The organism is Nocardia cyriacigeorgica, assembly GCF_005863245.1.
GTDB lineage: Bacteria > Actinomycetota > Actinomycetes > Mycobacteriales > Mycobacteriaceae > Nocardia > Nocardia cyriacigeorgica_C.
Genome location: NZ_VBUT01000011.1, coordinates 181,504 through 194,945 on the forward strand (window position 1 = coordinate 181,504; position 13,442 = coordinate 194,945).

Genomic DNA, 13,442 nt, shown 5'->3' on the forward strand with positions numbered 1-13,442 from the left:
CGCGAACGAACGGTGCGCGATCCCACCTCGCGGCCAACCCACGAACGAAAGTGGGCTGATTCCAGCCCTGGTCAGGTGAGGGCCGCCTCGACTCTCACACCCGCCTCGATGGGTTGCTCAGGTGTACACCTGCGGCCGAACCGGCTTCGGCTGCGGTGGCGCACCACCATCCGGAGCGACATCGACCGTCGGTTGAGCGCCCGCGGCGAGATCGCCGCCGGCCTTGTCGATTCCACTGGGGTGGAAGAAGCCCTGGAACCTGCCGAACGGGCCGTGGCCGTCGTCGGGTGGATTGTGCGGATCAAGTTGCACCAGTTGACCGTTGAGCAGGACATTCAGGCCGGATTCGTTCATCACGACCAGCGCGGAGCGGTTCTCCCACTGGATAACATCACCGGTGCGCAGCTTCTTTTCGGGATCGGTGGTGTTCGGATCGACAGCTGTCCACGGATTGCTCGGGGTCTGCTGCCCGGTGGTACCGGCATACGCCGCGTTGGCGTCGCTGCCATTGGTGTTGTAGATCTCCTTGTTCAACGCCTGCGCGACCGCGGTCGGCACGTTCTGCGTGGTCCCATCCGGCAGCGGCGCATCGGTCCTCCCACCGGGCATGACCACCGGCGGCGGCGCACCAGGACCGTAGGACGCGGCAGCCACCGGCGGCGCGGCCTCGCCCGGAGCCGGCGCCCCACCCGGCGCCTCGGCCGACGCCTGCGCCGTCGCGGCTTCCTCGTCGGCCTTGCGTTCCTCCCGCTCGAGTCTGCGCTCCTCCTCCTGCCGCTCGCGTTCTTCCTGCTCGGCCTTCTGCGCCATCATCATCTGCGCCGCCTGCCCGATCATCTGCGGCAAGGTGCCGAGCATCATCATCAGCGGGAGACCGAGATTCATCCCGCCGCCACCCCCCTGCTGCTGACCAGGTTGCGGCTGGGGCTGTCCCGTGCCTCCAGACGGAGACCCGGGCTGGTTCTGACCCCCCGGCTTGTCCGTTCCCCCAGGCGTTTGCCCACCCGACATCCCCCCGCCGGACGACCCCGTCCCGCCGCCGCTACCGGACCCGTCGCCGGTACCGCCCCCGGCACCCGACCCGATCTTCTCGATGTCGTTGGCGAGATCGTTGAAGAACTTGGCGAGCTTCGGATCCGTCGCACCGGGCGCCGTCGTGCCGCCCGGGCCGGTGGGACCGGGCGGAAGACCGCCGGGGGTGTTGTTCCCGTTCTGATTCGGGCCAGGCCCGGTCGGCGTCGGTCCCGGAGTGCCCGGACCCTGGGGTGTGGGTCCGTTGGGTGTGGTCTGCTGACCTCCGTTCCCGTTGCCCTTACCGTCGTCTTTGCCGCCGCTCGCATCGCCCTTCGGGTTGCCGTCGGGGTCCTTGGGAGGCTTCTTGCTGCCGACGACGTCGTTGACTTGGTCGATCCTCTTGGAGATATCCATGGAGGTGCTGCGGAGAGCATCGAGAAGCTTCTGCTCCAGCTCCTTGCTCAGCTCGAACGACGTGACGTTGCCGTCCTTGTCGTACTTGCGCTGCACCCTGGTCTTTTTCTCCTCCTCCAACTCCTCCAGGGATTGGCCCCACGGTCGCGCGCTCACCCACATAGGCGACCGCATGACCTGGCCGAGGTCGTCGAGCTTCCCGACGATGTAGGTCTTCGCGTCGCGCACCTCGGTAGCGAGATCTTTGGTCAAGACCTTCACGTCTTTGAGCCGCTTGTCGAGGGCCAGGTTCAGGCTTTCGATCTTCTCGTGGTTGTTCCGGTAGGCCTTCACCATTTCCGAGTTGAACTTTCCGGTGGGCAGGCCCGCGTTCTTCAATTCCTGGAGCGGATCCGGTGCGGCGGAGGGCTTACCAGACCCGAGCGTGTCGACCTGGAGTTGCATGATCCGTCGCATTGTTTCGACGGTGTCATAGAAAAATTCGCTACCGCCCGGCGGCACCGGGAAGTCGACGGGAATGAAGTGCTTCTTCTGGTCGCCCATGTAATAGGCGACACCCAGGACCTCTTTGTTGTCCTTACCGCCGAGCGCGACGATCGTTCCGTCGTCATTGATCCGGTAGGCCTTGATCTTGTCGGCGATCGACTTGTCGAACTCGAATCCCTGCGACCACAGAGCCCGGCCCTTGTCCCCCTTGGCGAGGTGCTGGCCGCCGAGGATGTCGATCGAGTCCTTGTCGAACCGCGCACCCGTAACCGAACTGGTGCCGTTCTCGGTGCCGGATTGCAGAGCTTTCTGACCGAGCTCCTTGTCGACGAAGACCAGGTTGCCGTCCTGGAATCGCACGGCGTAACGCCCATTGTCCGAGACCAGTTCATCGTTCGGCCCGAGAGTATCGCCGACCTTGATGGTATTGCTGCCGGTGGCGGCGTCGAGCTTGATGTCTTTTGTCGACGGAGCATCGAATTCAGGCTCGACTGCCCCCTTGATGGGCGCGGTGCCATCGAGTTTCTTCTCATCGGCGGGCTTGTCTCCGCCACCCGTCTTGTTCCCACTGTCGGACGGGCCGCCTTGGGTCCCGCCACCATCGCCCTCGTTCTTTACCTTGACCGCAGCCGGGTACGAACCGTTGGGGTTCTGGACGTAGGTGTAGCCGCCGTCATCGGACTTTTCCGGAGCCGGTTTCGGCGTTTCCTTTCCGCCACCGGTACCCCCGCCGGACGACCCGGCGTCCTCCTTGGCCTGGGTGGTGTCGACAATTGGCGGCGGCCGCTTATCGGGCGGAAGAATTCCGGCGGCCTCATTTTGCTGCTGCTGCCACTCCTCGAGTGCGTATCGCGGTTCCGGGTCGGCCATCAGTGCGCCCGATCGCGCGCAGCCGGGAGCCCGGCACTGCAGCTACCCGTCGAGACGACTATGGACATCGCTACTCCTGTCGAACTCGGCCATACGGCGAAGGCCTGCCGAGGCTCGCCCTCGTGACTCGAAAGGCGCTCAGGACCCATCCTGGCTACTCCTCGGGACCGGTGGCGGGGCGACCGGCGGCGGACCAGCCGAGACCCCTGGCGGCCCGGAGATTCCGGTCGGCGGCGCGACCGAAGTGCCTGGTGCCGAGACGGTTCCGGTGGTGGTGACCGGACGGTCGACGCGGCCGGTGTCGGCGGCGGACACCGCGGACGGCGCCTCCACGAAGAACGGATGCTCGATGATCTGCTCGTGGGCGTAGACGGCGTCGCGCAATGATTGGCGGCTCGGCTCGCCCTCGAGGAGCAGCACCAGCTCGTTGCAGCGGCGTTCGAACACCATGTCCCGCAAGGAGGAATCCGAGCTGTCGACCCGGAGGTCGCCGATGCCGACGCGGCCCGGATCGACGCGACGGGAGAGCATCGAGGCCGCGAGCAGGTCGTCGGCATCGCGCAGGTCGTCCCACCAGGGGGAGGGGACGGGTTGGCCGGCTTGGACCATCGCCAGGATGCGTTCACGCACCGACCGCGCTTCCGCAGCTTCGACCGGCACCGGCCCGGCACGACCCACGCGTACGTGTGCGTCGACGGCGAGCTCGATGCACCGGCCGGGAACCTGCGCATCCGTCATAGCGGACACGTGTTCCAAGGCGCTCATTGTCCCGAACAAGCCGAGGCGATCGGCGGTATCCGGGGTGAACACCCGCAGATCCACTTCCTCCGCGGCGCGGACATTGCCTTCGGTCGACACGTCACGCAGTTGTGCGCGCAGGCCGGGGTCGATCGGCCCGGACGACACCAGGGCCGAAAGTTTGGCGTTGGCCTTGGCGCCCCACGCGAGACCGAATTCGGCCAATACCCGGGCGGGGTCGGTGACGCCTTCCCACGGCGAGCCTTCGTCGGTATCGGTGCCGAGCAGCTCGTCCCATACCCACGGCGAGGACACTTCACGGGGCAGGAACAACCCGGCGGGCATCCAGCCGCGGCCCTCGTTGGTGGTGATGAACACGCCCGCACCGGCGGGTCCGCGCATCACCGAAACCGCCCAGGTCAGGCCGATGACCGAGGAATCCACCGCCGCCAGCACCGAACGCAGCAGCGTCCGCGCGATCACCAGATCCTCGTCGACCTCGTCGCCGACCACATGCGAGGGCTCGGCCGCCTTCTCCTTCGCGGCGGCCACGGCAGCCGCGAACGGGGTCGGCATGGGGGCCACGAACGGTGTGGAGTCGGCCCGGCCGCCGGTCTGCGATGGCGGTGCGGTGGTGGACCGGTCGTCCATTCCGCCCATGACCGGAGCCATCGGCGCGACGCCGGGCACCCCGGTGGGAGGCGGTGTCGTTCCGGCCGGCGCCGACGCCCCCGTCTGCTGGGCCGGCGCGGACGAACCGGTGTTCGCTCCGGTATCCGCGCCTGCACCGGCCGCTGCGGGAACCTGCGGCGTCACGCCGGAACCAGGCTGCTGCGCAGTGGTTTCCGGTGCGCCGGGCACTCCGGCGCCCGGCGTGACCGGCGGCGGCGTGGTGATGTTCGACGCTGGCTGGTCGGGTGCCGTACCGGTGGGGTCGGCCTGATCCGGCGCGGTACCGCCCGGGACCACCGGATCGGGCGTTGTGCCCCCTGGAGTGGAGGTGTCCGGTGTCGTGGCGTCCGGTCCGCGTCCGCCTGCCGACGGCGCGTCGGGCGCGGGCCCGACCGGTGTGGGCGCGGGTGTCTGCGGGGTTTCCGTCCCGCCTCCGCCTGGCGTATCGAGGCCCTGGCCGCTGTTGCGAATATTCTGCGCACCCTGTGCGTCGGATGCCTCGTAGTCGTTGGCGGACTTGATCAGATAGTCCGCAGTCTTGTCGTGATCATCGGCCAGGGCATTGCCGGCCTTCTGCCGTTCGCTGTAGTACTCGAGCAGCGCTTTGTAGACGGGGTCCGCGATCGAGCCGTAGGTCCGTGGAAAGTCGTTGAGCCAATCCTCGGGCGGTTTCGCCCATTCCCGGGTGTCCGCGGCGACGCGCCGGTGCTGTGCGGCCAGCTGCCGCAACACCGCGGGGTCGAGATTCAGACCTTCCGGCACGCCTGATCACTCCTTCCACACCACTGACCCGTCCATTTTCGACGCTTCCCACCGCTGGGAATCCGAGTGCGTCAGCGGATGGTCGGCGCGGACACCGCGGATGGCCGGTGCGCACCGGGCCGCGGCGCGGCAGGTTCGGGCAGGGCAGGATGCCCGGTCACCTGCGCGTGCGCATACATCGCATCGCGCAGCCGCTGCCGGGTCGGTTCACCGGCCAGCAGCAGCACCAGTTCATCGCATCGGCGCTCGAACACCATGGCCCGCAACGCGGCACCTTCGGCACCGGCGTGCTCGGATCGCAGCTCCCCCAACGCCACCCGTGACGCGTCGAACCGCCGTGACACCATCGACGCGGCCAGCAGGTCATCCAGATCACGCAGCTCGTCGTACCACTGCTCCGGCACCTCCCGGCCCTCCTGGATCGCGCGCAGAATCCGCTCGCGCTGCGCGGACGCACCGAGCGCATCGGCGGCCTTTCCGAGCGCCCGAGTCACCCGCTGATGTGCGTCGACGGCCAAATCGACGCACCTGCCATGGATCTCGTCCTCAAGGATTGCCGCAACCCTGGCCAGCATGCGTGGCGAGGCCGTCAGTTCGAGCCGGTCGACCAGCTTTCCGGTGCGCGCGCTCAAGTCCATCTCCGGTGAGGCGGGCACCTCGCCGAGCGTGGCCACCTCACCGAGTTGGGCGGCGAGCATTCCCGCGATCGGCAGCGATGACGCGAGCGCGGTCAGTCGTGCCCCGGACTTGCGTCCCCACGCCACGCCGAACTCGGCCAGTACCCGCGCCGGATCCGACAGGCCCTCCCATGCCGACCCGTCGGAGACCGACCACATCCACGGCGTCGACAGTTCCGGTGGAACGAACACCCCGGCGGGCAGCCAGCCCCTGCCCTCATTGGTGGTGAGGAACGCGCTCACTCCGCCGGAATGCCGCATGACCGCGACCGCCGTGGCGTGCCCGACGACAAGGGGTGCGGCGGCGAGAACACCTGCCAGCAGCGTGCGGGCGAGAACCAGATCGCCATCGACCTTCTCCCCGAGGACGAACGACGGCCCGGCCGCTGCCGCCATCGCCGCGCCGACGACATTGCGCACCATATCGCCGGAATCGTCTGCTTCCGCGGGTTGCTCGTGTTGCGGCGAGTCGGCGCGGGATGTGGACTGGCTGCTGGGCGACGCTACCGGGCCCACGGAAGGGCCGGGCGATGGCTGCGCGCCCACTACGGGAGCTTTGGCCGGCGCGACAGGAGGTGCGGGCGGCGTAGCCGACGATGGTGCCGGCGGCACCGCGACTCCGCTCGACGCGACAGCGGGTTTGCTGGTCACGGGCGGTGGCGGCGAAGCAGGCGCTGCCGCCGAAACCGCTGACGGCGGTGGCCCGGCCGGCAGGATCGGCGGCGGCATCGCACCCATGGCTGCCGCGGCGGCCGCATCCGACCCGGTATCGCTGTCCGCGAGATCGGTGTCCGGACTCCTCTGTCCGGCAGCACGAATAGCCGTGTCGGCTACGGGATCTGCCGGATCCGCGGCCGGATCGGTATCGGAACCCGCCGTTTTCGTACGTGTCGATTCAGTGTCGGAGCGCTGTTCGTCCGAACCGGCGGAACGGTGAGCACTCGCACCGGCCAATCGATCCGAACTGTCGTCGGAGATCCGATCGTCGGCGCTGGTCGACCGGTCGACGCCAGGATCGGTACCTGACGCCCCTCTTGCCGTGTCCGGGGTTGCCGCGCCCCACGGGGTCGGCACTTGACCAGCAGAGCCGCGGCCCACTGGACCGGCGTGGATGGGACCGTCGGGAGAATTCGATACCGGGACCGCACCGCCCATCGGTGTCGAGCCGGCTTCGCCCTGGGGGTTGCGGTCAACCGGCTCACCCTGCCCGACCGGCTCACCCTGCCCGACCGGCTCACCCTGCCCGGCCGGCTCGCGTTCCCCGCCCGACTCACCCGGCCCGGCCGCAGGGGCCGGGCCCGTGACCATGTCGTTCGGCCCCAGAGCATCCGGCGATTGCCCGATCTCGCCGACACCCTCATCCATCGGTGATGGAAGCACGGGCGGCGCCTCGGGATTCGGCAGCCGCCCAGGCACAGGAACACCACGCGGGTCAGGCCCAGAGGCCGCGGGGGGCGCTTGACGAACCTGGTCGTGCCCCGCCGTCGACGGCGCCCGCCCCCGCGGCGGATCCTGCGCTCCCGAACGCCCCTTCTCCCACGGCCCCGGCTGCCCGAGAATTTCAGCGATCCTGGCGAGCGCAGGCACACCCGACGGGCTCAGCGAAGCCAGCGCGGCGGCGACCACATCGCGCACGTCGTCGCGCGCGGTGGCGAGGATGGAGGCAACGGAGGCCTCGGCCTCTTCCGGTGTGGGACGACTCGCATCGTCGCTGGAACCTTCTGCGCCATCTTCGGATTCGGCGCTGCGGCGTACCGCCACGATCCGAGCCGTGGCATCGTCGACGATGTCGAGAATCCGGTTGCGAGTCCGATAGACCAGCTCCCCGAAACCACGGAAGACCTCGCTCGCGGCGAGCAGCGCATCGGCGAACGCCTGCGGCATGCCCTGCTGGCGCAGCATTTCGTCCTTGATCGGTTGCAGCCGCTCGCTGGCCCGCACCGCGTTCTCGAAACCCAGCCGAGCCTGTGGTGCGTCGCCGGTGTTCAGCGCGGCGGCCGCGGCCCGCGCCCGGGTTTCCAGGGCGTTCCAGTGTGCCGGAGAGACCTCGGGCCAGTCGTCGCCGACGATGGCGTCCCAGAAGGGACTCGTACGCTCCGGCTCCATGGTGTTCGTCTGTCCGCGGCGATCAGGCCGGCCCGTGGCTACGCACCGCGGCCGCACCGAGGATGTCGGCGATGTCGTGAGCGTTGGTGCCATCCACCGCTTCCCGCAAGGCGACATCGGCGCGGCCGATGCACTGGCGCACGGCATTGCCGAAAGTCTCGGTAATCCAGTCGAGTTCGCCGACCATCGCATGGTCCAGCGAGGACGACGGACGGCACGGGAGCGTGAAATTTCCTACCGTCGCGCCGACCTGCCCGGCCCCGGAAGTCATAGCATGCACGTATGCCTTGACCTGGCGCAGGACTTCGGGCGTGCTGTCGCGGTCCAACATGTCAGGTCCTTGTCTCGGATGCGGCCGTCAGGGCGTGCGGCCCAGCTCGGCGTTCTCCATGGCTCGGTAGGCGGCCTCGGTCGGCAGGTCGAAGGCGTCGACGGTGTAGGGGCGGGCGCCGTTGTATTCCATCTCGGCACGCAGACCCACCCGCGATTTCATGTGCGCCAGCCGAGCGATCCGCAGGATCTCGGCCGACAGCCAGGCGTCGCCGTTCTCCCTGGCCTCATCGGTCAGGTGCAGACCGACCACCTCACCGTCACGGTTGCAAGCGACGCCGACGCTGTGGTCGAGGTTGACCACTTCGTAGATCATGCTCTGCCAGTCGGGGGCGGCGGGGACGTCGCCGTGGTAGCCGTCCTCGTCGAAATCGTCGAAATCGGCCAGCTCGGTTGCGTTCGGGTGCGTCATCGGCTCATCTCCGGGGGTCGTTCGGTGGTGTCGGCTGCCGCCACCGCGGTGGGTCTGGGCGCCGGGCCAGGCGTGTCCGAGGTTCCGGAGAGCCCGGCTACCAGGCCCGACCACATCGTGTCGTCGATGGTCATCACGAATTTCAGCGGCCAGAACCGCGCACCCAGGTACACCTCTCCGGTGCCGTCCGGACCTACCTCGATGCGATCGGTGCCGTCGTCGGCCGCATCGAGGACGATGGTCGTGACCGGCGGGCGTTTGTCGTCGACATGAATGATCGGCGCTCCCCCGCCAGGGAAGAACCCCCGACGACACCGCGGGCTGTTGCCGGCCGTCACCTCCTCACTGTTGGTGGTGATGGTGACTTCGGGATCCAGCAGCAACTGCATCACCCACGACCGCGCCACCGCCACCGCGTGATCGGCGCTGATCGCGACCGTGAGGTACGCGGATAGATCGATGACGAGAATCGCGTTCGCCATGGTGATTCCGGCAACGACCAATCGTGGGGCGGAACCCACCGGCGGGGGAAGTTCGTCGGCCGACAGCGTCAGCAGTTGCGCGCCGGCCCCCGTATTCGCGACCGGGTATGCGGTGACGGCGCCGGTAGCGACGTCCACGGTGAAGGCACCGAAAGGAGCGGCGGCATTGGTGGCGGTGCCCGCCAGCCTGCACAGTCCTTCATCGTGCAGCCAGCGGATCGCCTCGCCCGGGCTGACGGTATCGGCCTGCGTCACGACGGCTCCCCTGACGCACCCGCGGTCACTTCGGACTCGGCGGGCTCCAGCGGACCGTCCATGATCAGGCGATATTGGCGTCCGGCGTCGTCGGCGCTGTCGCGGATCGCGGCCATGATCTCCTCGACCAGTTCCGGACTGCTGAACCGGTCGACCGTGCCGGGCGCGAGGTATAGGCCGGTCAGCCTGCCCATCGCGTCCACCTCGGGAATGACCGCACCGCTCGGCGAGGGGCGCCGCGCCCGGATCGCATCGATCTTCTCCCGCATATCGGCGATGCGGTGACGCAGGTCGCGCGCCATATCGAGGGCGGCCTGCACCTCGGGATGGATATCGGTCATGCAGAACCTCCGGAATGACTCGAATGCTGGTTGCCACCGGCCGAATTCGGGGTCGGCGGGGTGACGCTTGGCGCGATGGTCGGCCGTTCGCCGATCACCATCTCGGTATGCGGTGTGTCGTCGACGTACATGAGGCGATCGGGATGCCAGGCGACGACCCGGTTGCGGTCCTCGCCGCCACCACCGGCCCCGCCGGCGCCGGGCGCCATCGGCATGTACGGCATCATCGGCATGCCCGCGCCGCGCATTCCGCTGCTGGATCCGCCGGGCGACGACGTGGACAGCGGTTCGATCACCGGCGCACGCGGCAAACCCTGCGTCAGGCCCGCGGGCACCGAAGCCGACGTGGTCAGGGGCGTCGGCGCGGCTACCGCGGCCGCGTCGAAGCCGCCCACCGAACCGCCGAAGCCTCCGCCGCCACCTCCACCGCCGCCGAAGCCGCCGTAACCGCCGGGCGAACCGAAACCGTAGCTGTCGTCGTACAGCTCGTCGCCCAGGGCGTAGTCGTCGAGGTATTCCTCCGACGACTGGTCCAGCGGCAGACCGCCCATGCTGGACATCGCGTTCATCATGGCGGGCAGCAGGTTGGCGAGCATGCTGGGATCCATGGCCTGCTCACCGGAGCCCTGTTCACCGCCGCCTGCGCTCTGACCGCCCGCAGCCTGACTCGCGGCCTGACCCGCGGCTGATTCCGCAGCGTCTTCACCCGGTAGCGGTGTGTTGGTGGCGGCGCTGTACCCGGTTACCGTTTCGGCCGAGCGCGCGTTCTGCTCCTCGAATTTCGCCAGCGCCAACGCAGTCCGCGCCTCGTCCTTGGAACGCATGGCGGCGAGCAGTTCCTTGCGGGCCGCGATGATCTCCTCCGGTGTGGGATGGGTCGACTTCGCGATCCGGAATGCCTCGCTGTAGGAGTCGATCGAATCGGCGAGCAACCCCATTCCGGTGACCAGATGACCGATCCAGCCGCCGTACCGGGTGAGATTGTCGGCGACCTTCTCCCCGACCGGCGTCCACTGCGCCATCGCTGCGGCCGAATCGGCGACAGCCTGGTTCGCGATCGGGGAGATGTCGCGGGCGAATCCTCGTACCTTCTCCGCGAATTCCTTCGCCGGACCCGGCCCCGGTCCCGCCTGCAACTGCTTCGCGAAGGTCAGCGGGTCGATCGCCGTACTGCTCGGCGCGGAGTACACCGGTGGCTTGCGATGCGGCATCGGGACCGGCTCGGCGATCGGGTTCGCGATGATCTCGCCGCCGCGTCCACCGATCGTGCGGGCACCCGCGTCGTCCTGAGTGCTGTAGGCCTGGGCCGATTTTCCGATCTTGTAGGCGTCCATCGCCACCGCGTTGAGCACATCGATCATGCCGTTCACGACAGCGGCGGTCTGCGCGTTCAACTGCGGCACCTTCGCACCGGAGATCGGGTCGGCACCGGCGGGCACCACCCAGCCGCTGGGCAACGCCAACCCGGTGTCGCGCGCGGCATCGGTCAACCCCGACGCCGCCTTCACCAAGGCACTCAGATCGACGTTAAGGCCCATATTCGTCTCCCCTCACACCAACCCGCACCCATCACGCCACCACCGTCGGCTGCTGATCAGCCGTGGCGGGCACGGGCGCCGCCGCACCGGCATCGGTGGACGGCACCGCGTCGATTCCATTTGGATGGAAGAAGCCGATGAACTCGCCGTAAGGCCCGTCCTGTTTCATGATGTCGCCGGTCAGCGCCTGGAGCTCGCCATTGGCGATGATCTCCAGCTTGCCTTCCGCGCCCGCCGCCGGGGTCGCACCATCGGCTGCGGGAACCGCCCCGGCACCGCCATCGACGCCGTCCCAGACCACCGCGATCGCCGTCCCGTCCTTCCAGCTCACGACATCGCCGGTGATCAACTGGCTCGGATCGACCCGCAATCCGATCTTCTTGTCGTCGTTCCACTTCGCCGGCGTATTCGCGTACGCGGCCTTGGCATCGATGCCCTTCTTGTTGGCGACCGCGGCATCCAAAGCGCCGTAGACCACCGGCGACACCCACAGCGAAGGTCGGCCGAGGGGCTTGAACTTGTCGTACTCCACGAGCCCCTTTTCATTCGGCACCGGCCCCGCAGCTTGACCGGGCGGTGGCGGCGCACCCGCACCGGGCGCGGCAGTCGCACCCGAATTCGCGTTCACCTGCTGCCCATTCGCAACACCCGGTGCACCCTGCTGCGCCACCGCAGGCTGCGCCGCAGACCGTGGCGGCACCACATCACGCGGCTTGTCCTTATCCCGCCGAGCCTCGAGCTCCTCCCGCCGGCGCGCCAGATCCCGATCCAACTCGTTGCGCCGCGCCAACTGATCGTTCATCCCGGGCAACCCCATGCCCATACCGGGCATACCCATGCCCGGCATACCCATCCCCATCCCGGGCATGCCCATCCCCGGCATACCACCCAAGCCCGGCGAACTCGGCGAGGAGATCGGCGGATTCACGCGCGGCGGCGTGGAGATCGGCGGAGTTGCGGTCGGCGGCTTGATGTCGGAAATCGGCGGCTTCACACCCGAAGCCGGCGGTTTCGTATCCGGCGGGGTGATGGTTCCGGGCGGGTTGATCCCACCCGGCCGCGTCGGGTCGGGGGTGGCGCCGGGCTGCTTGGGGCCATTGTCGTTGACCCAGGGGGGCGGGTTTTGTCCCGGGTTGTTCGCGTCCGGTGCCCACGGAGCGCCTGGGGCCCCCGGTCCGGCTGGCGGCGTAATCCCGTACTTCCCCTTGGCTTCTTCTGCCGCCTTCCGAATGTCCTCTGCAGCCTTCGCTCCAGCATCCGCGATGATTTTCCGCTGCTCTTCAGCGATTTCCTGCATGTTGGTGCCGAGTTTCTGGTTGTTCTCGTTCGATGCCTCGAGAACACCATCGACGCTCTGGAATCCGGTCTTCAGAATCTCGAAAAACGAAGCGTCGTCACTCGCCATCTTGGCGTAATTGTTGATTCCGTCGATCAAGTCGAGCACGTTGGCGCGACCATTCTTCGTCGTTTCCTTCGATTTGGAAACGACCTCCTCCCATGCCTTCTGCTGCACCGACTCATAGGCATCGGCAACACGCATGAGGCCTTCGGACGCATACGTATACTCGTCGATTCCTGGGTTCGCCAGATGCATCTTCGGCAGTTTGGGTAACTCCATATCGGCAGGCTCGTCCTGGCCGAACATCCGATACGTGATGTCGAGATATTCGACCAGCGAAGGGCTCGAAGGAGTCGCGGTTTCCGAAGACTCCGAAGGTTCCGCCACTACGTCGACCTCCCAACTAGCGAGAACATCAGATGGTCACTGCGGCCGCAGCTCCGGTGTCCTTGGAATACAATTCCTTCAAACCGCGAGTCAATCCGTCCGGCTGCCAGATGAACCCCTTGGTGTTATCCGGATTCGTGTACTGAGTAAAGTCGCCGTTCTTCGCCGACGCGACGTAGCCACCCACATATTTTCCGGCATTGCCTGGCCCACCACCATTCCCGGGCCCCTTGCCCCCGGGAACCTCACCCGGCTTCTTGGGAGCGTCCCCAAAGAGGAAGTTGTTCAGTGGCTTGGCGGCGTAGTAACCACCTACCGCGCCCGCGCCGGCCATTCCCGCATACCCGGCGCCCGTCCTCCGCAAATTGTTGTTGCGGTGACTGAACCGCCATCCGTTCTGACCGGGGGTCAAGTGATTACGCCACGAATCTTGACGGTTCCTGGCCAAGTTCCCCTGTTCCACACGCCGTGCGGCCTGCGCTCTACCTCGCAGGGTGGCTCCCAATCGGCCGCCCCGCAACAGGGGGGTGGCGGCACTCGGAGGAAGGGTATAGTTGCGGGCTGCGCGCCGCCCGGCGGCTGCCGCATTTCGCCCCGCAGCACCGCCCAGGAAACCCAG

The 13,442-nt window shown here is 67.8% G+C and carries 10 protein-coding genes; all 10 read right to left on the reverse strand.

Annotation, left to right across the window (positions count from 1 at the left end; genetic code table 11):
* Positions 1-117 precede the first annotated feature (117 nt).
* The gene (locus FEK34_RS25130; RefSeq protein ID WP_138451647.1) at positions 118-2,784 is read right to left on the reverse strand and encodes a hypothetical protein; all 2,667 of its coding nucleotides are present in this window, start codon (positions 2,782-2,784) and stop codon (positions 118-120) included.
* A gap of 138 nt (positions 2,785-2,922) precedes the next feature.
* Complete coding sequence (locus FEK34_RS25135) at positions 2,923-4,956, reverse strand: type VII secretion target (RefSeq protein ID WP_138451649.1); 2,034 nt, start codon at positions 4,954-4,956, stop codon at positions 2,923-2,925.
* Positions 4,957-5,027: 71 nt separating this feature from the next.
* Positions 5,028-7,739 (reverse strand): hypothetical protein, encoded by a 2,712-nt coding sequence (locus FEK34_RS25140; RefSeq protein WP_138451651.1) that lies wholly within the window; start codon positions 7,737-7,739, stop codon positions 5,028-5,030.
* 22 nt (positions 7,740-7,761) lie between these two features.
* Complete coding sequence (locus FEK34_RS25145) at positions 7,762-8,070, reverse strand: hypothetical protein (RefSeq protein ID WP_138451653.1); 309 nt, start codon at positions 8,068-8,070, stop codon at positions 7,762-7,764.
* A gap of 27 nt (positions 8,071-8,097) precedes the next feature.
* Positions 8,098-8,481, reverse strand: coding sequence for a hypothetical protein (locus FEK34_RS25150; RefSeq protein ID WP_138451655.1), 384 nt, complete (start codon positions 8,479-8,481; stop codon positions 8,098-8,100).
* A complete protein-coding gene (locus FEK34_RS25155; protein ID WP_138451657.1) occupies positions 8,478-9,218 on the reverse strand; it encodes a hypothetical protein in 741 nt (246 codons plus the stop codon). The genes FEK34_RS25150 and FEK34_RS25155 overlap by 4 nt, the downstream gene beginning before the upstream one ends.
* Positions 9,215-9,559: a hypothetical protein gene (locus FEK34_RS25160; RefSeq protein ID WP_138451659.1), complete on the reverse strand. Its 345-nt coding sequence runs from the start codon at positions 9,557-9,559 to the stop codon at positions 9,215-9,217. Before FEK34_RS25160 ends, FEK34_RS25155 begins: the two co-directional genes overlap by 4 nt.
* The gene (locus FEK34_RS25165) at positions 9,556-11,097 is read right to left on the reverse strand and encodes a PPE domain-containing protein (protein ID WP_138451661.1); all 1,542 of its coding nucleotides are present in this window, start codon (positions 11,095-11,097) and stop codon (positions 9,556-9,558) included. The genes FEK34_RS25160 and FEK34_RS25165 overlap by 4 nt, the downstream gene beginning before the upstream one ends.
* A 31-nt stretch (positions 11,098-11,128) precedes the next feature.
* Positions 11,129-12,823 carry a hypothetical protein gene (locus FEK34_RS25170; protein WP_138451663.1) on the reverse strand — a complete coding sequence of 565 codons (1,695 nt, stop codon included), beginning with the start codon at positions 12,821-12,823 and terminating at the stop codon, positions 11,129-11,131.
* 28 nt (positions 12,824-12,851) lie between these two features.
* Positions 12,852-13,157, reverse strand: coding sequence for a hypothetical protein (locus FEK34_RS25175; RefSeq protein WP_138451666.1), 306 nt, complete (start codon positions 13,155-13,157; stop codon positions 12,852-12,854).
* Positions 13,158-13,442 lie beyond the last annotated feature (285 nt).

Coding starts and splice junctions, on each gene's coding strand:
- FEK34_RS25130 (WP_138451647.1), bottom strand. CDS start 2,784: ATGGCCGACCCGGAACCGCGATACGCACTCGAGGAGTGGCAGCAGCAG.
- FEK34_RS25140 (WP_138451651.1), bottom strand. CDS start 7,739: ATGGAGCCGGAGCGTACGAGTCCCTTCTGGGACGCCATCGTCGGCGAC.
- FEK34_RS25145 (WP_138451653.1), bottom strand. CDS start 8,070: ATGTTGGACCGCGACAGCACGCCCGAAGTCCTGCGCCAGGTCAAGGCA.
- FEK34_RS25150 (WP_138451655.1), bottom strand. CDS start 8,481: ATGACGCACCCGAACGCAACCGAGCTGGCCGATTTCGACGATTTCGAC.
- FEK34_RS25160 (WP_138451659.1), bottom strand. CDS start 9,559: ATGACCGATATCCATCCCGAGGTGCAGGCCGCCCTCGATATGGCGCGC.
- FEK34_RS25165 (WP_138451661.1), bottom strand. CDS start 11,097: ATGGGCCTTAACGTCGATCTGAGTGCCTTGGTGAAGGCGGCGTCGGGG.
- FEK34_RS25175 (WP_138451666.1), bottom strand. CDS start 13,157: ATGGCCGGCGCGGGCGCGGTAGGTGGTTACTACGCCGCCAAGCCACTG.